Annotated in this window: 20 protein-coding genes; 14 read left to right on the top strand and 6 right to left on the bottom strand. The window is 58.1% G+C overall.

The window, feature by feature from the left end; genetic code table 11:
* Positions 1-22 precede the first annotated feature (22 nt).
* From hfq to ACO06L_RS07170, 6 genes are all read left to right on the top strand, one after another.
* Complete coding sequence (gene hfq, locus ACO06L_RS07195; protein ID WP_008170056.1) at positions 23-274, top strand: RNA chaperone Hfq; 252 nt, start codon at positions 23-25, stop codon at positions 272-274.
* A gap of 118 nt (positions 275-392) precedes the next feature.
* The gene (gene hflX / locus ACO06L_RS07190) at positions 393-1,691 is read left to right on the top strand and encodes a ribosome rescue GTPase HflX (protein ID WP_202347008.1); all 1,299 of its coding nucleotides are present in this window, start codon (positions 393-395) and stop codon (positions 1,689-1,691) included.
* Between the two features lie 83 nt (positions 1,692-1,774).
* Entirely contained in the window at positions 1,775-2,962 is a 1,188-nt protein-coding gene (hflK, locus tag ACO06L_RS07185; RefSeq protein ID WP_202347007.1) for an FtsH protease activity modulator HflK, read from the top strand.
* A gap of 2 nt (positions 2,963-2,964) precedes the next feature.
* On the top strand, positions 2,965-3,840 hold the full coding sequence (hflC, locus tag ACO06L_RS07180; protein ID WP_064228648.1) for a protease modulator HflC: 876 nt from the start codon (positions 2,965-2,967) through the stop codon (positions 3,838-3,840).
* A gap of 173 nt (positions 3,841-4,013) precedes the next feature.
* Complete coding sequence (locus ACO06L_RS07175) at positions 4,014-5,195, top strand: ATP phosphoribosyltransferase regulatory subunit (RefSeq protein WP_202347006.1); 1,182 nt, start codon at positions 4,014-4,016, stop codon at positions 5,193-5,195.
* 82 nt (positions 5,196-5,277) lie between these two features.
* Entirely contained in the window at positions 5,278-6,573 is a 1,296-nt protein-coding gene (locus ACO06L_RS07170) for an adenylosuccinate synthase (protein WP_064228650.1), read from the top strand.
* 54 nt (positions 6,574-6,627) lie between these two features.
* On the opposite strand, the gene cmoB is transcribed toward ACO06L_RS07170, so the two are convergent.
* From cmoB to ACO06L_RS07145, 5 genes are read right to left on the bottom strand one after another with little or no spacing between them, the layout of a single operon-like run.
* Positions 6,628-7,620 carry a tRNA 5-methoxyuridine(34)/uridine 5-oxyacetic acid(34) synthase CmoB gene (gene cmoB, locus ACO06L_RS07165; RefSeq protein WP_202347005.1) on the bottom strand — a complete coding sequence of 331 codons (993 nt, stop codon included), beginning with the start codon at positions 7,618-7,620 and terminating at the stop codon, positions 6,628-6,630.
* 2 nt (positions 7,621-7,622) lie between these two features.
* Positions 7,623-8,399, bottom strand: a complete 777-nt coding sequence (gene cmoA / locus ACO06L_RS07160) for a carboxy-S-adenosyl-L-methionine synthase CmoA (RefSeq protein ID WP_202347004.1) — start codon at positions 8,397-8,399, stop codon at positions 7,623-7,625.
* Positions 8,392-8,760, bottom strand: a complete 369-nt coding sequence (locus ACO06L_RS07155) for a kinase (RefSeq protein WP_202347003.1) — start codon at positions 8,758-8,760, stop codon at positions 8,392-8,394. Before ACO06L_RS07155 ends, cmoA begins: the two co-directional genes overlap by 8 nt.
* A gap of 34 nt (positions 8,761-8,794) precedes the next feature.
* A complete protein-coding gene (locus ACO06L_RS07150; RefSeq protein ID WP_202347002.1) occupies positions 8,795-9,811 on the bottom strand; it encodes a serine/threonine protein kinase in 1,017 nt (338 codons plus the stop codon).
* Between the two features lie 11 nt (positions 9,812-9,822).
* Positions 9,823-10,248, bottom strand: a complete 426-nt coding sequence (locus ACO06L_RS07145; protein WP_082905036.1) for a hypothetical protein — start codon at positions 10,246-10,248, stop codon at positions 9,823-9,825.
* A gap of 149 nt (positions 10,249-10,397) precedes the next feature.
* Between ACO06L_RS07145 and ACO06L_RS07140 the strand changes: the two genes are divergently transcribed.
* On the top strand, positions 10,398-11,507 hold the full coding sequence (locus ACO06L_RS07140; RefSeq protein ID WP_202347001.1) for an NAD(P)/FAD-dependent oxidoreductase: 1,110 nt from the start codon (positions 10,398-10,400) through the stop codon (positions 11,505-11,507).
* A gap of 160 nt (positions 11,508-11,667) precedes the next feature.
* Here ACO06L_RS07140 and ACO06L_RS07135 read toward each other — a convergent pair whose 3' ends face one another.
* Complete coding sequence (locus ACO06L_RS07135; protein WP_227715849.1) at positions 11,668-12,411, bottom strand: ComF family protein; 744 nt, start codon at positions 12,409-12,411, stop codon at positions 11,668-11,670.
* 41 nt (positions 12,412-12,452) lie between these two features.
* Here ACO06L_RS07135 and bioB point away from each other — a divergent pair, with 41 nt between their 5' ends.
* From bioB to ACO06L_RS07100, 7 genes are all read left to right on the top strand, one after another.
* Positions 12,453-13,511, top strand: coding sequence for a biotin synthase BioB (bioB, locus tag ACO06L_RS07130; RefSeq protein ID WP_202347000.1), 1,059 nt, complete (start codon positions 12,453-12,455; stop codon positions 13,509-13,511).
* Positions 13,512-13,721: 210 nt separating this feature from the next.
* A complete protein-coding gene (bioF, locus tag ACO06L_RS07125; RefSeq protein WP_202346999.1) occupies positions 13,722-14,897 on the top strand; it encodes an 8-amino-7-oxononanoate synthase in 1,176 nt (391 codons plus the stop codon).
* Positions 14,894-15,649 (top strand): carboxylesterase, encoded by a 756-nt coding sequence (locus ACO06L_RS07120; RefSeq protein ID WP_202346998.1) that lies wholly within the window; start codon positions 14,894-14,896, stop codon positions 15,647-15,649. Before bioF ends, ACO06L_RS07120 begins: the two co-directional genes overlap by 4 nt.
* Positions 15,637-16,464, top strand: coding sequence for a malonyl-ACP O-methyltransferase BioC (gene bioC, locus ACO06L_RS07115; protein ID WP_202346997.1), 828 nt, complete (start codon positions 15,637-15,639; stop codon positions 16,462-16,464). The genes ACO06L_RS07120 and bioC overlap by 13 nt, the downstream gene beginning before the upstream one ends.
* Before the next feature lie 22 nt (positions 16,465-16,486).
* On the top strand, positions 16,487-17,179 hold the full coding sequence (gene bioD / locus ACO06L_RS07110; RefSeq protein ID WP_064228660.1) for a dethiobiotin synthase: 693 nt from the start codon (positions 16,487-16,489) through the stop codon (positions 17,177-17,179).
* 51 nt (positions 17,180-17,230) lie between these two features.
* Positions 17,231-17,476, top strand: a complete 246-nt coding sequence (locus ACO06L_RS07105; RefSeq protein WP_064228661.1) for a flagellar basal body rod C-terminal domain-containing protein — start codon at positions 17,231-17,233, stop codon at positions 17,474-17,476.
* A 22-nt stretch (positions 17,477-17,498) separates the two neighbouring features.
* On the top strand, positions 17,499-18,167 hold the full coding sequence (locus tag ACO06L_RS07100; RefSeq protein ID WP_202346996.1) for a putative metalloprotease CJM1_0395 family protein: 669 nt from the start codon (positions 17,499-17,501) through the stop codon (positions 18,165-18,167).
* Positions 18,168-18,280: the final 113 nt, after the last annotated feature.

Here is an 18,280-nt window from a genome sequence, read left to right as displayed (position 1 = left end):
TACTAAAAACAGGAGAAAACACATGTCAAAAGGGCATTCGTTACAAGACCCTTACCTTAATGCATTGCGCAAGGAACGCATTCCGGTTTCCATCTTTCTGGTCAACGGCATCAAACTGCAGGGCCAGATCGAGTCTTTCGACCAGTTCGTGATTTTGCTGAAAAATACTGTCAGCCAGATGGTCTACAAGCACGCCATTTCCACTGTGGTGCCTGCCCGCAATGTTCGCATTCCGCAGCAGGCGCCGGGAGGAGAGGGCGAGTCTGAAGACTGATTCATCCGCTTCCCGGTCTTGCCACCCGCGCTCCATAAGGTCCTGTTGAGGGGTCTTGTGGCCGCGGGTGTTTGTTTTTATGACACTCATAGTCTGATTGCCCCGGAGTTGATGCCAATTGTTTGAACGTCCTGATGTCGGTGAGCGCGCAGTACTCGTCCACATCGATTTTACTGCCCACGATGGCACCGAAGACCCCGGTGAATTCCGGGAACTGGTAACATCTGCCGGTGTTGAGCCGGTTTGCACCGTTACCGGGTCCCGCAAGCAGCCCAGCCCGAGATTTTTCGTCGGTGAGGGCAAGCTGGAAGAGATTCGCGATGCGGTCGCTGCGAATGGAGCCGACGTCGTGCTGTTCAATCACGCGCTGAGTCCGCGTCAGGAGCGCAACATTGAGCATGAGCTCAAATGCCGTGTGCTGGACCGCACCGGTGTGATTCTTGATATCTTCGCTCAGCGGGCACGGACTCACGAAGGCAAGCTTCAGGTGGAGTTGGCGCAGCTTGAGCACATGTCCACGCGCCTGGTTAGGGGCTGGACCCACCTTGAGCGACAGAAAGGCGGTATCGGGCTTCGCGGGCCTGGTGAAACCCAGCTGGAAACCGACCGCCGTCTCTTGCGGGAGCGGATCAAGTCCATCCACAAGCGCCTCGAGAAGGTGCGTCGCCAACGAAACCAGGGTCGAAGAGCTCGTCAGCGGGCCGACATTCCCACGGTATCACTGGTTGGTTACACCAACGCCGGTAAATCGACATTATTCAACCGTATTACCACTTCGTCCGTATATGCTGCAGATCAGCTATTTGCCACGCTGGATCCGACTCTGCGGAGGTTGGAACTTCCGGATATCGGGCCGGTCGTAATGGCGGACACCGTAGGGTTCATCCGGCATCTTCCGCACAAACTGGTTGAGGCGTTCCGGGCCACGCTGGAGGAAACCACGCAGGCAACTCTGCTGCTGCATATCATCGACAGCCACGATCCGCGTCGCGACGAGAATATTGGGCAGGTTGAAGAGGTTCTGGCCGAGATCGGTGCAGATGAGATTCCCATGCTGCAAGTGTTCAACAAGATTGATCTGTTGGAAAACTTCACACCACGGGTTGAGCGCAATGAAGACGGTGTTCCGGTGCGGGCCTGGGTGTCAGCGGTAACCGGTGAAGGTCTCGACGGCCTGTTCGATGCAATCGTTGAACGGGTCGCAGAAGATGTTGTTCACCACTTCGTTCTCCTCGGTCCCTCGGATGGCAAGTTGCGGGCGCTGCTACATGAAGCGGGATCGGTACTGAGCGAGGAGTACCGCGATTCCGGCGATACGGTTGTCGAGGTGCGATTGCAGAATCGGGACTGGCAGCAACTGCTCAGCCGGGCCGGAGTTAACGAAAAGTCAGTAAGGCTGGACGCTGGACGCGCATGAAACCGCCACGGCTATTGCCGGGGCGGAGATAAATCCCTAGTATTTGCAGCCATTCTATCTATAAGTCAGTAACGGAGAGCACTATGGCCTGGAACGAACCGGGTGGAAACCGTAACGACAATGACCCCTGGGGTACCGGTGGTGGTCGACGCGGCAATGATCAGGGGCCGCCAGACCTCGATGAGGCGCTGAAAAAGGGTCTCGACAAGCTCAACAAGATGCTCGGCGGAAAGGGTGGTAAATCCGGCGGCAGCGGTGGCAGTGGCGGCGGAAGCGCCGGCGGCTTCGGGGCCATCCTCGCGCTGGCAGGCATCCTGGTGGTCGGCTACGTCATCTTCCAGTCGTTTTACACCGTGGACGAACAGGAAAGGGCGGTTGTGCTTCGATTCGGTGAATACCACCAGACCGCGAATCCTGGTCTGAGATTCAAGGTGCCATTGATCGACAGTGTGACCAAGGTGCGAGTAACCAGCGTTCGGACTGCTGAGTCCAGCGGCCAGATGCTGACCCAGGACGAAAACCTGGTGACCGTTGATCTGCAGGTCCAGTATCGCGTTGGCGATGCTGAAGCCTATGTGCTGAACGTCAGGGACTCGAATCAGGCGTTGGCGTTCGCGACCGACAGCGCGATTCGTCATGAGGTCGGCAGTTCTACTCTGGATGACGTTTTGACTGAAGGTCGTGCGGAACTGGCTGTTCGTGTTGAGCAAAGACTGCAGACATTCCTGAAAGACTATGGGACTGGTCTTGAGCTGGTTCGAGTGAACGTGGAGAGCACGCAGCCTCCCGCGCCGGTTCAGGATGCCTTCCGTGAGGTACAGCGTGCCCGTGAGGATGAGCAGCGAGTCAAGGAAGAAGCCGAAACCTACCGAAACAAGGTCGTGCCGGAGGCTCGTGGTCAGGCGCAACGCATGATTGAAGAAGCAAACGCCTACAAACAGGAAGTTATTGAGCGGGCGCGAGGTGAAACTGCGCGCTTCAACGAGTTGCTGGCGGTTTACCAGATGTCTCCGACCGTTACCCGCGAGCGGATGTATCTGCAGACCCTTGAGACAGTGCTGGCCAACAGCAGCAAGATCCTGGTGGATACGGAGAGCAGCGGCAACATGATGTACCTGCCGCTTGATCGCCTGACCCAGGGCTCCCTGCCACGCACCGGCGGATCTTCTTCCGGCAGCAACCAGGGCAGTGTGGACATCCAGACCCTGACTGATCAGGTTCTTCAGGAACTGCGAACCAGGCAGGATACTACCGTTCGGAGGAGCAGATAATTATGGGACCTAAAGGTGTAGTGGGCCTTGCAGGCGCCCTTATCGTTGTCCTGCTGGTGCTGTCCAGTGTGTACATCATTCCGGAAACCCATCGGGGCGTTCTGCTAAGGTTTGGTGAGCTGGTAGAAACCGACATCCAGGCGGGTATCCATTTCAAGGTTCCGGTCATCGACCAGGTGCGTGAATTCGATATTCGGGTTCTGACCATGGATCTGCCATCGCGGCAGTATCTGACCGTGGAGAAGAAGCCGCTGGATGTGGACTCCTATATTGCCTGGAAGATCCGGGATGTAGACCAGTTCTATCGGGCGACGGGCGGTGACGAGTTCCGTGCCCAGTCTCTGCTTGCCTCCCGTGTCGATAACGGGCTGCGTGACGAGTTCGGTATCCGGACCATGGTTGAAGTGGTTTCGGGTCAACGGGATGAGCTCATGCATACCCTCCGGGACAGGGTAAACCAGACAGCCCAGAGCGAATTTGGTATCGAGGTATTGGATATCCGGGTCAAGGCCATCGAATTCCCGGGTCAGGTCAGCGAAAACGTCTACCGCCGGATGGCGACAGAGCGCGAGAAACTGGCTCAGGAATTTCGTTCCCGTGGTCGTGAGTTGGCCGAAGGTATTCGGGCTGATGCAGATCGCCAGAGAACCGTGATTCTTGCGGAGGCTTTCGCCCAGTCAGAAGAAACCCGGGGTGAAGGTGACGGTGAGGCTGCCAGAATCTACGCCGATGCTTATGGCTCCAACGCGGAATTCTACAGCTTCTACCGCAGCCTGCAGGCGTATCGCAACACCTTCATGAGCAAGGATGACATCATGGTGATCGATTCCAACAGCGCGTTTATGAAATTCCTGAACGACCCCCAGGGCGCCCAGTAAATCGGAGCCCGATAGCAAAAACCGGAATACCTCGGTATTCCGGTTTTTTTGTGCCCGCCAACCGTGTAAAATTCTGGCGGTTTTGTGTCGGGCTTTTTAACGAGTGCCGCCTTAAATCCTGTGTGATCCCCCGCCGACTGCGCCGGAGCGGATATAACGGACAACGGAATCTCATGACAGTATCTGATCGCTGGTTACTGCCAGACGGGGTAGAGGATATTCTGCCTCCCCTGGCCGGACGGATCGAATCCCTGCGTCGGGATGTAATGGATACCTGCCAGCGCTGGGGTTATCAGCTGGTAATCCCACCGCTCATTGAATATCTCGAATCCCTGTTTACCGGAACCGGGCATGATCTGGAGCTACAGACGTTCAAGCTGACCGATCAACTGACGGGTCGCATGATGGGTGTGCGCGCCGATATGACGCCTCAGGCCGCCCGCATTGATGCCCATACACTGGGTCAGGAAGGGATCACTCGCCTGTGCTATGCCGGGCACGTACTCCATACCCGTCCAAGGCATATGCTGACAGGCCGCACCCCCATCCAGGCCGGCTGCGAACTGTTTGGCAGTGGCTCGGAAGCGGCGGACATGGAAGTGATCAGCCTGATGCTGGAAACACTCCGGGTGGCCGGTTTGCCGCGTATCCATCTGGATCTGGCCCATGTGGCCATCTACGAGAGCCTGATCGGCGAGGCGGATTTTGACAGGGACACTGAGAGCGCCATTTTCGATGCCATGGCCCGCAAATCGGTTCCCGAGCTTGACGAACTGCTGGGTCAGTGTGCGTCTGGCTCTGCTGGCGCTCGCCTGCGAGACCTTGCCCGTGTCAGCGGTGGCCCGGAAGCCTTGAGCGAAGCACGCAGGATCCTGCAGGGGGCGTCCGACAGTCTTGATGCCGCACTCGATCAGCTGGGGCGTGTATCTGACATGCTGGGACGCGATTACCCGGACATCAGTTTCGGATTCGATTTCTGTGAGCTCCGTGGTTACAACTACCATACTGGGCTGGTCTTTGCGGCCTATGTGCCCGGCCATGGTGATTCCGTGGCCAAGGGTGGTCGTTATGATGCCATTGGCAGTGATTTTGGCCGGGCTCGCCCGGCAACCGGGTTCAGTCTCGATATTCGGTCACTGGTCTCGCTCGGAGAACGGGTGGCACGCAAAGCGGGTGCTGTCTGGGCACCGGCGGATGACGATCCCGCCCTTGAGGGCGTGATCTCCGGTCTGAGAATGACAGAAACCGTTGTCCGGGCCCTGCCCGAAGACGAGGGTGTTAATCCGGCCGTCAGAGGCTGTGACCGGGAGCTGGTTAAACAGAACGGCCAATGGGTCGTGCAGAAGCTGGGCTGATGCCCCCGGGCCTCGGTGAATTCATTTACAGGTAAACTTGCGAAACGCCTGTCCTGCGGGGCAGCCGCATTGAGAGAGAATCATGGGTAAAAACGTTGTTGTGCTGGGCACCCAATGGGGTGATGAAGGCAAGGGTAAGATTGTTGACCTGCTGACTGACAAGGTCGCTGCGGTTGTTCGCTTCCAGGGCGGGCACAATGCCGGCCATACCCTGGTAATTGACGGCAAGAAAACAGCGCTTCACCTGATTCCTTCCGGTATCCTGCGGCAGCACGTCTATTGCCTGATCGGTAACGGTGTCGTCCTGTCACCCGAGGCCCTGTTGAAAGAAGTACGGGAGCTGGAAGCCAATGACGTGGCAGTGCGCGATCGCCTGCGCATCAGCCTGGCCTGCCCGATCATACTGCGTACCCATGTCCGCATTGATCAGGCCCGTGAACGAGCGCGCGGTGTCGACAAGATCGGTACGACCGGTCGCGGAATCGGTCCCGCCTATGAAGACAAGGTATCCCGCCGCGGTCTGCGCCTGGGTGACCTTTGCAATCCTGCTGACTTCGAAATGAAGCTGCGGGAGATCATGTCGTACCACAACTTCATTCTGACCGAGTACTTCAAGGAAGAAGCTGAAGACATTGATGCAGCCCTGGAAGAGCTGAAACAGATGGGTGAGGAAATTCTGCCCATGGCGGCGGATGTCACTGACATGCTGCACGATTTCCGCAAGCGTGGGGAGAATATCCTGTTCGAGGGTGCCCAGGGCTCACTGCTGGATATCGACCTGGGTACCTACCCGTATGTGACTTCTTCCAACACCACCGCCGGCGGCACCGCCACTGGCTCCGGTTTCGGCCCGCTGTTTTTGGATTACGTGCTGGGTATCACCAAGGCCTACACCACCCGTGTTGGTTCCGGTCCGTTCCCCACCGAACTGTTTGACGATATGGGCCAGCATCTGGCCGTCAAGGGCAACGAAGTGGGAACCACAACCGGGCGCGCCCGTCGTTGTGGCTGGTTCGATGCCGTGGCTCTTCGCCACGCTATCCAGATTAACAGCGTGTCCGGCATCTGTCTGACCAAGCTCGATGTGCTGGACGGACTCGAGACCGTAAAGGTGTGTGTCGGTTACAAGACCCCGAATGGCGAGATTTTCCGGCCGCCCATTGGCTGCGACAGTTACAAGGACATCGAGCCAGTCTACGAGGAGCTGCCGGGTTGGAGTGAGAGCACCGTTGGGCTGACCAGCGTTGATCAGCTGCCGGAGAATGCCAAGGCCTACATCCGTTTCCTGGAAGAGCAGATCGAGGCGCCAATCGACGTGATCTCAACCGGTCCGGATCGTATTGAAACCATTACGCTTCGTCATCCATTCGGCGAGTAATCGCTGAAGGATGAAAAAACCGCCCTGCCGAAAGGCACGGCGGTTTTTTTGTGTTCAGGGCTTCTCGGCAATCACAGTGGCCCGAAGCGGGCCCGGGTATCCTTCCACGGTTTTCGACGGGTCGTCTGGATCCAGAAAGTCCTGCAGGGAATTGAAGCGCATCCAGTCAGTACTGCGCTGTTCCTCGGTGGTGGTCTCGGTTACATCCACCACCCGGGCATTGCGGAAGCCGGTGCGGTCGAGCCAGCGCAGCAGTGTGTCGCAGCTGGGCAGGAACCAGACATTTCGCATCTGGCCGTAGCGATCCTCGGGCATCAGGCTGAAGCCCTCGGGGCCATCAACCACAAGTGTTTCCAGCACCAGCTCGCCACCCCGGCGAAGTGTTCCCTTGAGCTCCAACAGATGGTCCAGCGGAGAGCGACGATGATAAAGGACACCCATGGAAAAGGTGGTGTCGAAGGTTTCAAGATCTGCCGGCAGATCTTCCATTCTGATCGGCAGCAGGTCGACGGGGACGTCGCCGAGGTAGTCCTTGACGCTGAAGAACTGGAACAGGAACAGGAGTCCCGGGTCGATGCCAATCACCCGGCCCGCACCTTCTCCCAGCATGCGCCAGCAGTGGTATCCGGAGCCACAACCCACATCCAGTATTCGGCGACCGGCCAGGTCTGAAAGGTAGGGAGACACCCGGTCCCACTTCCAGTCAGAGCGCCACTCGGTATCGATGTAGGTGCCGAAAAAATCGAAGGGGCCCTTGCGCCAGGGCATCAGGCCCCGCAGTCCGAGCTCCAGCTGTTCCTGCTGTGTCGCGGTCAGGGGCTGCGAGGAGGTCAGGGTAATGGCAGAGCGGTCCAGCCGCGCCTCCACCTGCTCAAGGTTGGGCAGGCGGTCCAGGGCGGCCTGCCAGCGATCCAGATCGCCATGGGGGCGGTCTTCGAAGCGGTGAACCAGTTGCTGCCGGAGTAAAGTGGCCCAGTGATCCAGGCCGTCTTCGGCGAGTTCATTGGTGATTGGCCCGAATCGGGCTTTCCAGTCAAAATCTGCCATGGTCATTCGATGGTTTGGTTGGCCTTGATGGCGAGCATGGAAACAAAATTGAAGCACTGGTACCACACCACCACATCATTGAAGCCCGCCGCCAGCAGTCGTGCCTTGTGGGCGGCCAGTGTCTCGGGGATCAGTACCTGTTCGATGGCCGTGCGCTTCTGGCTGATTTCGAGATCCGAATAGCCGTTGGCGCGCTTGAATTCATGGTGCAGCCGGGTCTGAACGGCCTGCTCGTCTTCGGACTCAAAGCGGATTTTCTCCGACAGGATCAGCACGCCACCGGGAAGTGTGGCATCGGCAATTCGTTCTAGCAGACTGGCCCGTTTTTCCGGATCGACAAACTGCAAGGTGAAATTCAGCGTAGTTACCGAGGCGTTGCTGAGTTCGGTGTCCAGAATATCCTCACACCTCAGGGTGACAGGGAGGGCGCTGTCGTCCAGGGCAATGTAATGCTCACAGCGTTCGATCATGGCGCTGGAGTTATCCACGCCAACAAGCGTGCAATCCCCATGGGAAATGCCGTGACGCATCGCCAGGGTTGAGGCGCCCAGGGAACAGCCCAGGTCATAGCAGTGGGAGGCTGGCTGGGCGTATTGTTCGGTGATCACCTCGATCATCGGAATGATGGTGGTGTAGCCCGGAACAGAACGGCGAATCATGTCCGGGAACACCCTGGCTACCGATGCATCGAATCGGAAATCCTCCGGCCGGCGTTCTGTGGCAAATAGCCGGTCCGTCACCTGCTCGGGTGCCTCCGACGGCTTTCGGGATTTAGCCATTGGAATCTGGTACCTCGGGGGAGGGTGGAACGGCAGGGCCTGTCGGTGATGGCCGGGAGCAGCGTACGCCCCGGTTTTTATAGTCCACCAGGATTCCCCGGAACGACGGGTCCACATCGGCGGCAATGGCAAGATAGCCATTTTCGCAGACCGCATGTAATTCCGACGCTTTGGGTGACATCCGGAACGGATCGTCCTCGGTCACATGAATGGCCTGGAAATCGCCAACCGGCATGTGGTCCTTGTTGTCGCTGTGGCTGATCCTGCCACTCATTTCCAGCGCAAGAACGGTACCGATGACCGCAACCAGAGCGGTTACGATCAGGCTGCGGACGGTGTAACGGGCCTCATTCTGGCTCATGCCTACCTCGAATCAAACGAATTTAAAGTGTTGTTCAGTACTGCCCCGGCACCGTGATGGACAGGGACTGCAGGGCGGATAGCTGTTCCCGAAGCGAGAGAACCTGGTCTGACCAGAAACGTGGCTGGGCAAACCAGGGGAAAAAGCGTGGAAAGGCGGGATCATCCCAGCGTTTGGCCAGCCAGGCACAGTGCGCGATCTGTCGATAGCAGCGCAAGGGCTCAATCAGATGGCGTTCACGACGATTGAAATCACGAAACATTTCATAACCTTCCAGCAATTCGCCAAGCTGGGCGCCGCGCTCGAACTCGTCGCCGTTCAGTAGCAACCACATATCCTGAATAGCAGGGCCCGTTCGGCAATCGTCCAGATCCACGAACAGCATCTGCTCATCGCGGCAAAGAATATTGCCGGCATGGCAGTCGCCATGAAGCCGCAGGGTTTCCACCGGGCCGGCTTCATCAATTCGAGCGGCACAGAGCCTTTGCAGGTCCGGGATCAGACTGTCCCAGGCGGGCCTGAGGTCCGCCGGAATCCAGCCGCCTTCCAGCAGAAGCCGGTTGCTGGCGTCAATACCGTCAAGCAAGTCCATGCTGGAGCGGTGTACAAACGGTTTGCTGGCGCCAATGTTGTGAATCTGGCCCAGCCACTGGCCCAGCCGGTAGAGGGTGTCAGTCACGCTGGTGTCTGGCGCCTGGCCGCCACGCTGAGGAAACACCGCCAGCAGAAATTCGCCGTGACGTCCCAGGGTGTCTCCGGAAGCCAGCTTCATTGGGGCTACCACGGGAATGTCCGCCTTCAGAAGCTCCAGGGTGAAGTCATGCTCCTCCCGGATTTCCGCCTCGGTCCATCGACCGGGACGGTAAAATTTGGCTATGACCGGTGCCCCCTCATCCAGCCCCACCTGATAAACCCGGTTTTCATAGCTGTTCAGTGCGAAAAGGCGGCCACTTACTGCAAACCCGGCTTCTTCCATCGCATCCAGAATGGTATCCGGCGTCAGGGAGTCATAGGGGTGGGAGGATGCCGCAACTGTGGGGTCATGGGTCATAAAGGGACGTTTCAGAGCCTTGTATCGTATTTGGATTTCATGGATTGCAGATGGTACCAGTTTTCATCCAGTTCCCAGCGGATACGACTGATGCCAGACGCCCCAAGAACCACGTCCCCGGCACGGGCCTGCACCTGCGCCAGCTCGCGTTCTGCCCGCTGCCAGTCCCGATGGCTGTCGCCAAGATTGCGCATGCTCGGAAATACCGCACTCAGGGCCTTGTGGGTCGATGTCGTGTGGGACCGCAAAGAGCTCATAATGGCAGTGTCACCTTCCACCCGGAGCACCCGGTGCTTGTAGGGATAGCTGGCAACTACTTCATCGGATTTCAGTCGCTCATTAAGGCTGATTACCTCAAAGCCACGCCAGCCGAGCCACCCGACAAACAGGGCGGCCACCACCATTACCAGAACAAACTGCTTCCTGTCAGACATCATAAGCCGGGCTCCATGCACTACTTTCCGGCTGCAAGTATAACCGGTATGGGCTCTCGAGTAATGTGTTGAGCCTTCCCGGGCCGGTTTTTGCAGGGATGGCAGGATGGGGTAAGCTCAGTGCGTTGTCAGTTGAGCCGGGGCAAGCGTAAGTGTCGACAGAAGTCCTTGAAAACCAGACCGTTGTAATCGGCGCCGGTGTCGTTGGGCTTGCCATTGCCCGAGCCCTGGCCAGAGCCAGACATGAAGTGATTGTACTGGAAGCCGCGAGCCGCTTTGGTGAGGGCATATCCTCCCGCAACAGCGAAATCATTCATGCCGGCATCTACTACCCGGAAGGGTCACTGAAAGCGGAACTGTGCGTTGAAGGCCGACAGCGGCTCTACGAATACTGCCGGAGCCATAAAGTCGAGCACCGGAAATGCGGCAAATGGATTGTAGCGGCAGACGAGTCACAGAATGGCAAACTCCGGGATATTCAGGCCGCTGCAGAGCGCAACGGCGTAGAGCTGGCCCTGCATGACCCAGACAGAATCACCCGTGAAATCCCGGAAATCCGCGCCAGTTCAGGTCTCTGGTCGCCGGAAACCGGAATCGTCGACAGTCATGGTTTGATGCTCTCTTTGCTCGGAGAGCTAGAGGATGCCGGCGGCCAACTCGTTCTCCGGTCACCCGTGGTGGCCGCTGAATCGGACAACCACTGGCATCGTCTCCACGTGGGAGGCGACCATCCGCTGACTCTGAAAGCGAAAAACGTCGTTAACGCCGCCGGACTCGCCGCTGTCCCGCTGGCAAAGTCCTGGGCCGGCCTGCCTGATGAATACAAACCCCGGCAGTGGTTCGCCAGGGGCGTCTACTTTAGTTACAGCGGCCGAACACCGTTCAAAACCCTGATCTACCCGGTCCCGGAACCCGGTGGCCTCGGTGTTCATCTCACCCTCGACCTCGCCGGCCAGGCCCGCTTTGGCCCCGACGTGGAATGGATCGAAACGGAAGACTATACGGTCGACCCAAACCGCCAGGAAACCTTCGCCAGAGGCATCCGCCAATGGTGGCCAGGCCTCGACCCGGCCAGACTTCTACCTGCCTATGCCGGCATCCGCCCCAAGCTGGCGGGGCCTGATGGTGGCTTTGCGGATTTCCGAATCGATGGACCTGAAGATCATGGTCTGACTGGGTTGGTTAACCTGTTTGGCATTGAGTCGCCTGGACTGACATCTTGCCTGGCAATTGCGGATTTTGTTCAGAAAAAGCTGGCTTGATCAGCTGCCTATGAAGTTTGGGCGCCGGGCGGGATAGCCTTCCCGGGATTGTAGAGGGCCATGGATGGCCCGAAACAAGCGCACATGGATGTGCTCGTAGCGTATCCCGGGAAGGCTATCCCGCCCGGCGCATGCTCCGAGGTAAATGCGGTCAATCGCACTAACCGGGTGTCCGCGCCAAAGCCCAAACCTGAATCTCCCTGGCCCCGGCCTCCCTCAGAACCGAAGCCAAAACCCGAACCGTCGCCCCCGTCGTCACCACATCGTCAACAATGGCGACCCGCTCAGGCACCTCCGAAACGACCTCAAACACCCCGCGCAGATTCGCCAGCCGCGCCTCACGGTTCAACTCTCGCTGCGCCCGAACCCGCCGGACGCGCTCCACCAGCCCGGTAGCCACGGGGATGTCCAGTTGGCCCCCGATAGTCTCGGCAATGTCCTGAGCCTGATTGAATCCCCGTCGGCGTCGTCGCCGGGCATCCATTGGTGCAGGCACCAACGCCGAAGGCCTCGTGATGCTGCCATCCATTAATGCCTGCTCAAGCAAGCCGGCGAAATCCGACATCAGCGGCCGGCCAAACTTGCGTTGGCCATTGTATTTGTAACGGCCAATCATGCCATCCAGCGGGTACTGGTAACGCCAGGGAACAAAGGACGTCTCGAAGGGTGGAGGGTGCTTCAGGCAGTCGCCACAGAGAAGTTCCGAGGATGGATAAGCCAGGGGCAGGGCGCAGCAGCGACAGTGCCAGCGGTTAACTGGTAAATCGTCCCGGCAAGGCTGGCATAACCCATTGAAAGCGTTGGGGGAAAGGCAGGCGACGCAGAGTCCGCCCTGCTTTACGCTGTTAACCTTTTGTTCCATGAAGGTTGACAGCCAGTTCAGTCCCTTTATCATCTGATTCATCCGTAAACCCAGAGACCGGGAAAGGTTAACAGGACTTTTACATGACCGCTACAGAACTCCGCCACGACTGGACACTGCAGGAAGCCCGCGAGCTTTTTGAGCTCCCCTTTAACGATCTTCTGTTCCGTGCCCAAAGCGTGCATCGCCAGCACTTCGACCCGAATGAAGTGCAGGTAAGCACTCTGCTGTCAATCAAGACCGGTGCCTGCCCGGAAGACTGCAAGTACTGCCCGCAGAGCGGTCACTACAACACTGGCCTTGAGAAAGAAAAGCTGCTGGAAATTGAAAAGGTGGTAGCGGAAGCCAAGGCCGCAAAACAGAAGGGGGCTTCCCGGTTTTGCATGGGCGCCGCCTGGCGCAGTCCTTCCAAGAAAGATATGCCTTATGTTCTGGACATGGTCAAACAGGTGAAGTCCCTGGGGCTTGAGACCTGCATGACGCTTGGCATGCTCAAAGAAGAGCAGGCGGTGGAACTGGCCGATGCCGGGCTGGATTACTACAACCACAACCTGGATACCTCTGAGAAGTACTACAGTCACATCATTACCACGCGCACCTACCAGGACCGTCTGGACACGCTCGACAATGTTCGCAAGGCCGGCATGAAAGTCTGCTGCGGCGGCATTATGGGCATGGGCGAAGATGAAGATGACCGGGTTGGTCTGTTGATGCAGTTGGCAAACCTTCCTCATCATCCGGAGAGTGTGCCGGTGAACATGTTGGTGAAGGTGAAAGGTACGCCCATGGAGGATGTGGAAGATCTGGATCCATTCGAGTTCATCCGCATTATTGCGGTGGCGCGGATCATGATGCCGGCTTCCCACGTTCGTCTGTCGGCGGGCCGTGAGAACATGAATGAGCAGATGCAGGCTCTTTGTTTCATGGCTGGCGCCAACTCGATCTTCTACGGTGAGAAGCTGCTGACCACCGCCAACCCTGAGGCTGATGCGGATATGCTGTTGTTCAAGCGTCTGGGAATCCGGCCTGAACAGCGGGAGCAGTGTGCGTCCGAGGAGCAGGAAGAGGAGGCGATTGCCGAGGCCGTGGAGTATGAGGCGACTCGTCATATGTTCTATGACGCTACCCGGGAATCTGCCTGATTTTACAATGAATTACTGAAGCTCGGGGGAGCAGGCTGCGCGCAGGGCTCTCCGGGATACGCTACAAGCACGTCCCTGTGCGCTTGTTTCGGGCCATCCCTGGCCCTCTACAATCCCGGAGAGCCCTGCACGCAGCCCGCCCGAACCTTCGGGTGCCTTCATGGCATCTAATCTGATCCAAAGTGCAACGGCTAACCTGGAGCGATGCCCGTGCGGGACTTTGCCCTTGAACTGGAAGAACGTAAACACGCTGGGCTTTACCGGACGCGCCGACAGGTAACCGGCCCCCAGAAGCCTTCTCTTGTTGCTGACGGCAAACCTCTGCTGTCTTTCTGCAGCAACGATTATCTTGGCCTTGCCAATAATCCTGCCAATATCGACGCACTTCGCAATGCGCTTCCGGAGACAGGGCTCGGGGGCGCAGCTTCTCATCTGATCTGTGGGCACCATGATGCCCATCACCAGTTGGAGCTTCGTTTGGCGGAGTTCACCGGTCGCAGCTCTGCGCTGTTTTTCTCGACCGGCTACATGGCGAATATGGGGGTTATTTCGGCGCTGGCCGGGCGGGGCGATACGATTTTTTCGGATCGGCTGAACCACGCCTCCATTATCGATGGCTGTATTCTTAGCCGTGCCCGGGTTCGGCGTTATGCCCACGGTAATGTAGCAGCGCTGGAGGCGATGCTGGCAGAGACGTCCGGGCACAAGCTGGTGGTAACAGACGGTGTGTTCAGCATGGATGGTGACATTGCGCCTTTGGCGGAGTTGGCTCGGGTTTGTCGGGCTCATGATGCACTACTGGTTGTTGATGATGCCCACGGAATTGGTGTGCTCGGGCCTGAGGGGCGGGGCAGTGTTGCTGAAGCGGGGTTGTCCGAAGAGGATATACCTGTGCTGATTGGCACCCTGGGCAAGGGGGTCGGAACCAGTGGCGCATTCGTGGCCGGACCGTCGATGCTGATGGATTATCTGGTTCAAAAGGCCAGGACCTATATTTATACGACGGCGATGCCGCCAGCGCTTGCCGTGGCGACCATTTCGAGCCTGGATCTCATTGAGCGGGATCAGGGGCGTCGTGATCATGTGTTGGGGCTTGTGTCGCGGTTCCGGCGGGAGGCTTCCGCCATGGGGTATGAATTGATGCCGTCGCGTACGCCGATCCAGCCGATCATGATTGGCGATAATCACGATGCGCTGGCACTGAGTCAGGCGCTGGAGGAGCAAGGTCTTCTGGTCTCGGCGATTCGCCCGCCCACGGTTCCGGTAGGTGAGGCGCGTTTGCGGGTTACGTTCAGTGCCGCACATTCTCAGGAGAATCTCGATTGTCTGTTGAGCGTACTCTCCGAGTGCCGTCATCTGGTTCAAAAGACGGACGTGGCGATATGAGTTCCGGTAAGGTCTGTCCACGCCTGGTGGTGGTTGCCGGTTGGGGTGTTCGCGCAGAGATGCTGTCGGAGCTCTATGGTTACTGGCCCGGGGAAGTGGTGCCGGTGTCGCTCGACGATGAGTTACTGGCCCGTTGCGATTCTCTTTCAGAAGTCACCGATGAGCTGTTGTCGCTGTATTCGGAGCCGTCGGTCTGGATGGGTTGGTCCCTGGGCAGTCAGGTTGTGATGGAGGCCGCCGCGCGGCAGACCGGCGCGGTATCCTGCGCCATAACGCTGGGTGGTTTTCCCAAGTTTGTTGCCGATGAAAGCTGGCCCCATGGAATGCCTGCAGGGGATTTCCGGGCTTTCGCCCTGGGTATCCGGCGGGACCCCCAGCGGTATTGGTTGCATTTTCTGTTGTTGATGATTAACGGCGCTGCCCATGAAAAAGGGGAGCGGCAAAGACTCAAACCCTGGCTCGAAAAAGGCACCCTGGTTTCTCACGAACACCTCTGCAAGAGTCTTGCCTGGTTGGAAACAGGCGACCAGAGGGCTTTATGGCGTTCACTTGTCACGCCGGCCCTCCATGTGATGGGTGAAAACGACATTGTGGTCAGGTCCGGGGCCAGTGATCTTTCGCTTCCCGCTTCAAGTGGCCATGCGGTCATCCCCGGGATGGCGCACTGGCCAGGCGGCTGCTCGGCGTCGGACTGCTGGGGCGCCATTCAAGCGTTCTTTGCCTCGCAAAAGGCTTTGTCATGGGCGCTTTGAACTGTCCGCCGGGTGCATCGGCCGGTGTCTCTGAAACGCTGAAGTCGGATATTGCCCGAGGGTTTGGCACTGCAAGTGACACCTATGAAAGTGCCTCAAGGCTGCAGCGTTTCATGGGCAATACCATGCTGCAAAAACTCCAGTCCCGCGAAGGCCAGAAATTCGATTCGACCGTCCTGGACCTTGGTTGTGGAACAGGCTGGTTTACCCGCAAGTTCGCTGATACTGAGCTCATTGGAGCGCTGGTCGGTGTTGATCTGTCACTGGGTATGCTGGAGCGGGCTCGTGAGAATGGGCCTGGAGGAATTGACTGGATTGTGGGCGATGCGGAGCATCTGCCTTTACTCAGTGACAGTGTGGACCTGATCTTCAGCAACCTGATGATTCAGTGGTGTGATGACCCCCGTGCGGTGCTCAAGGAATGTCAGCGGATTCTGCGTCCCGGTGGATTTCTCATGGTCTCCACGCTGCTGGATGGCACACTTCGAGAGCTGAAAGCGGCCTGGCATGCGGCGGACCCTGATCATCAGCACGTAAATCGTTTCGAGACCGAGCTTGCCTTGCAGGCCAAGGTGCGTGCCGAGTTGCCGGATGCCGTTGTTGAAAGCCGCACCATCAGTTTACCCTACGAGTCGCCGATCGCCCTGGCTGGTGAGCTTCGCCATCTTGGGGCGGGTTTTCGCGGCGCTGGTCGGCGAAGAGCGGTCACGGCACCCGGGAGATTGCGAGCAATGTGCAGGCAGTACCCCAAAGAGCCGGACGGCACTATCATGGCAAGTTATGAAGCTGCCTGGATTTACTGGCAGAAACCATAGGACTCGTTGACTGGGAATAATAATGGCCAAGCAATCCTTTTTTGTAACGGGCACCGACACGGGGGTTGGAAAAACTCTGGTATCCGCAGCCATTCTTCACGCGGCCAGGGCCATGGGGAAGCACACCTTGGCGATGAAGCCCATTGCGTCTGGTTGCGATCGAACGCCCGAAGGCCTTCGCAACGAAGATGCCCTGATTTTGCAGAATGCGATTACGGAGCCATTGGCCTATGAACTGATCAACCCGGTGGCGTTGGAACCGGCCATTGCCCCTCACGTGGCCGCTGAGCAGGCCGGGCGTCACATTACCTCCGACCGCCTTGTCGGGTTCTGCCGTGGTTTGCAGATTCGTCCCGCAGACATGCTGCTGGTGGAGGGTGCCGGCGGCTGGCGGGTCCCTCTCAACGATCGGGAAACCTATTCGGAGTTTCCGCGCCAGCTGAACATGCCGGTTATTCTGGTGGTTTCGCTCCGCCTGGGTTGTATCAACCATGCCTTGCTGACGGCGGAAGCTATCAGGAATGACGGTTTGCGGCTGGCGGGGTGGGTTGCGAATCGTACCGAATCCGAGCCCATGAGTTGCGAGCAGGACACCCTGAATTACCTGGTTAACCACATGGGGGCGCCCTGCCTGGGTATTCTTCCGTGGTTGGAGCAGGCGCGGCCGGAAATGCTTGCTGGTTATCTTAATATTGATGGGCTGTTTGAAAATTGACCAGATATGTGGCTTAATTAAGTCAATTAATGGTCATCGGGCAGCGCAGTTATGATCAGTAACACTCTCGCAGTTGGGATCCAGGGTATTCAGGATGGCATGGTCGGCATGGAGAATGCCGCCCGCAAGATTGCCCGTGCTGGCACCGATGGACCCCAGGGAACCGCAGAAGGTGCGGGCAGTCTTGTTGAGCCCATTGTTGATCTCAAGATCTACGAGCGCAGTGTTGAAGCGTCCGCCCAGGTGGTAAAAACCGCGGACGAAACACTTGGAACACTCCTGGATATCATGGCCTGATAGCTGAAAGGGCGCCGAGCTCGTGCTTTCCTCTCTCCCTCCTGTTCCTCCATTTTCCCCCGGGGTCTCTTTTCAAGGGCAGGTGTCGCCACGGGTCCAGCCAACTGGTTCGGCAGCGGCGGAGCCCGAGACGCCTGCTGCTGAAGCCAGATCCACTGAGGCTTCCGGTAAAGCCGAGTCTGCACGGGAAAACCCCCAGTCGAAACCTGATGGCCAGAATTCCGATAACCCGCAGGGCCTGTCTGAACAAGAGTTGAAACAACTCACCGAGCTGAAAGCACGGGACCGTGAGGTTCGTGCCCACGAAGCCGCGCACCAGGCGGTTGGCGGTCAGTATGCGGGTGCCATGTCTTTCACCTATCAGCGCGGGCCGGACGGTGCGCAATATGCGGTAGGTGGTGAAGTCTCTATCGATTTGTCTCCCGTTCAGGGGGATCCCCAGGCGACTATCGAGAAGATGCGGATTGTCCGGGCGGCGGCCATGGCGCCGGCGGAACCCTCCGGTCAGGATCGTGCGGTAGCTGCTCAGGCGATGCAGATCATGCTTCAGGCCCAGTCGGAGCTCGCCGCCGAAACAGGAACTTCATCAAGGGCTGCTAGCGATGCCTATCGTGAGGTTTCCGCCATGGGAGAAGCTGATCAGAGCGGTGACGAAAACCGTGCTCCCTCCTCCGAACCGGTGTCTGCCTGACCGGTTATTTTCCAACTCCCAGGTCCTTCCATAGATATCCGGCACTTATACCTGTGATCCGGCTGCATGCACTGTAGTGGCGCATGATCCGGTGACAGATCGCAACACAAATT

Source organism: Marinobacter sp., from assembly GCF_965229985.1.
Classification (GTDB): domain Bacteria; phylum Pseudomonadota; class Gammaproteobacteria; order Pseudomonadales; family Oleiphilaceae; genus Marinobacter.
This window is presented reverse-complemented; position numbering and strand designations above follow the sequence as displayed.

Coding starts and splice junctions, on each gene's coding strand:
- ACO06L_RS07170 (WP_064228650.1), top strand. CDS start 5,278: ATGGGTAAAAACGTTGTTGTGCTGGGCACCCAATGGGGTGATGAAGGC.
- ACO06L_RS07145 (WP_082905036.1), bottom strand. CDS start 10,248: ATGATGTCTGACAGGAAGCAGTTTGTTCTGGTAATGGTGGTGGCCGCC.
- hflC (WP_064228648.1), top strand. CDS start 2,965: ATGGGACCTAAAGGTGTAGTGGGCCTTGCAGGCGCCCTTATCGTTGTC.
- ACO06L_RS07135 (WP_227715849.1), bottom strand. CDS start 12,411: ATGAATCAGATGATAAAGGGACTGAACTGGCTGTCAACCTTCATGGAA.
- bioB (WP_202347000.1), top strand. CDS start 12,453: ATGACCGCTACAGAACTCCGCCACGACTGGACACTGCAGGAAGCCCGC.
- ACO06L_RS07150 (WP_202347002.1), bottom strand. CDS start 9,811: ATGACCCATGACCCCACAGTTGCGGCATCCTCCCACCCCTATGACTCC.
- cmoB (WP_202347005.1), bottom strand. CDS start 7,620: ATGGCAGATTTTGACTGGAAAGCCCGATTCGGGCCAATCACCAATGAA.
- bioD (WP_064228660.1), top strand. CDS start 16,487: ATGGCCAAGCAATCCTTTTTTGTAACGGGCACCGACACGGGGGTTGGA.
- ACO06L_RS07175 (WP_202347006.1), top strand. CDS start 4,014: ATGACAGTATCTGATCGCTGGTTACTGCCAGACGGGGTAGAGGATATT.
- bioC (WP_202346997.1), top strand. CDS start 15,637: ATGGGCGCTTTGAACTGTCCGCCGGGTGCATCGGCCGGTGTCTCTGAA.
- ACO06L_RS07105 (WP_064228661.1), top strand. CDS start 17,231: ATGATCAGTAACACTCTCGCAGTTGGGATCCAGGGTATTCAGGATGGC.
- hflK (WP_202347007.1), top strand. CDS start 1,775: ATGGCCTGGAACGAACCGGGTGGAAACCGTAACGACAATGACCCCTGG.
- ACO06L_RS07120 (WP_202346998.1), top strand. CDS start 14,894: ATGAGTTCCGGTAAGGTCTGTCCACGCCTGGTGGTGGTTGCCGGTTGG.
- hfq (WP_008170056.1), top strand. CDS start 23: ATGTCAAAAGGGCATTCGTTACAAGACCCTTACCTTAATGCATTGCGC.
- cmoA (WP_202347004.1), bottom strand. CDS start 8,399: ATGGCTAAATCCCGAAAGCCGTCGGAGGCACCCGAGCAGGTGACGGAC.
- ACO06L_RS07155 (WP_202347003.1), bottom strand. CDS start 8,760: ATGAGCCAGAATGAGGCCCGTTACACCGTCCGCAGCCTGATCGTAACC.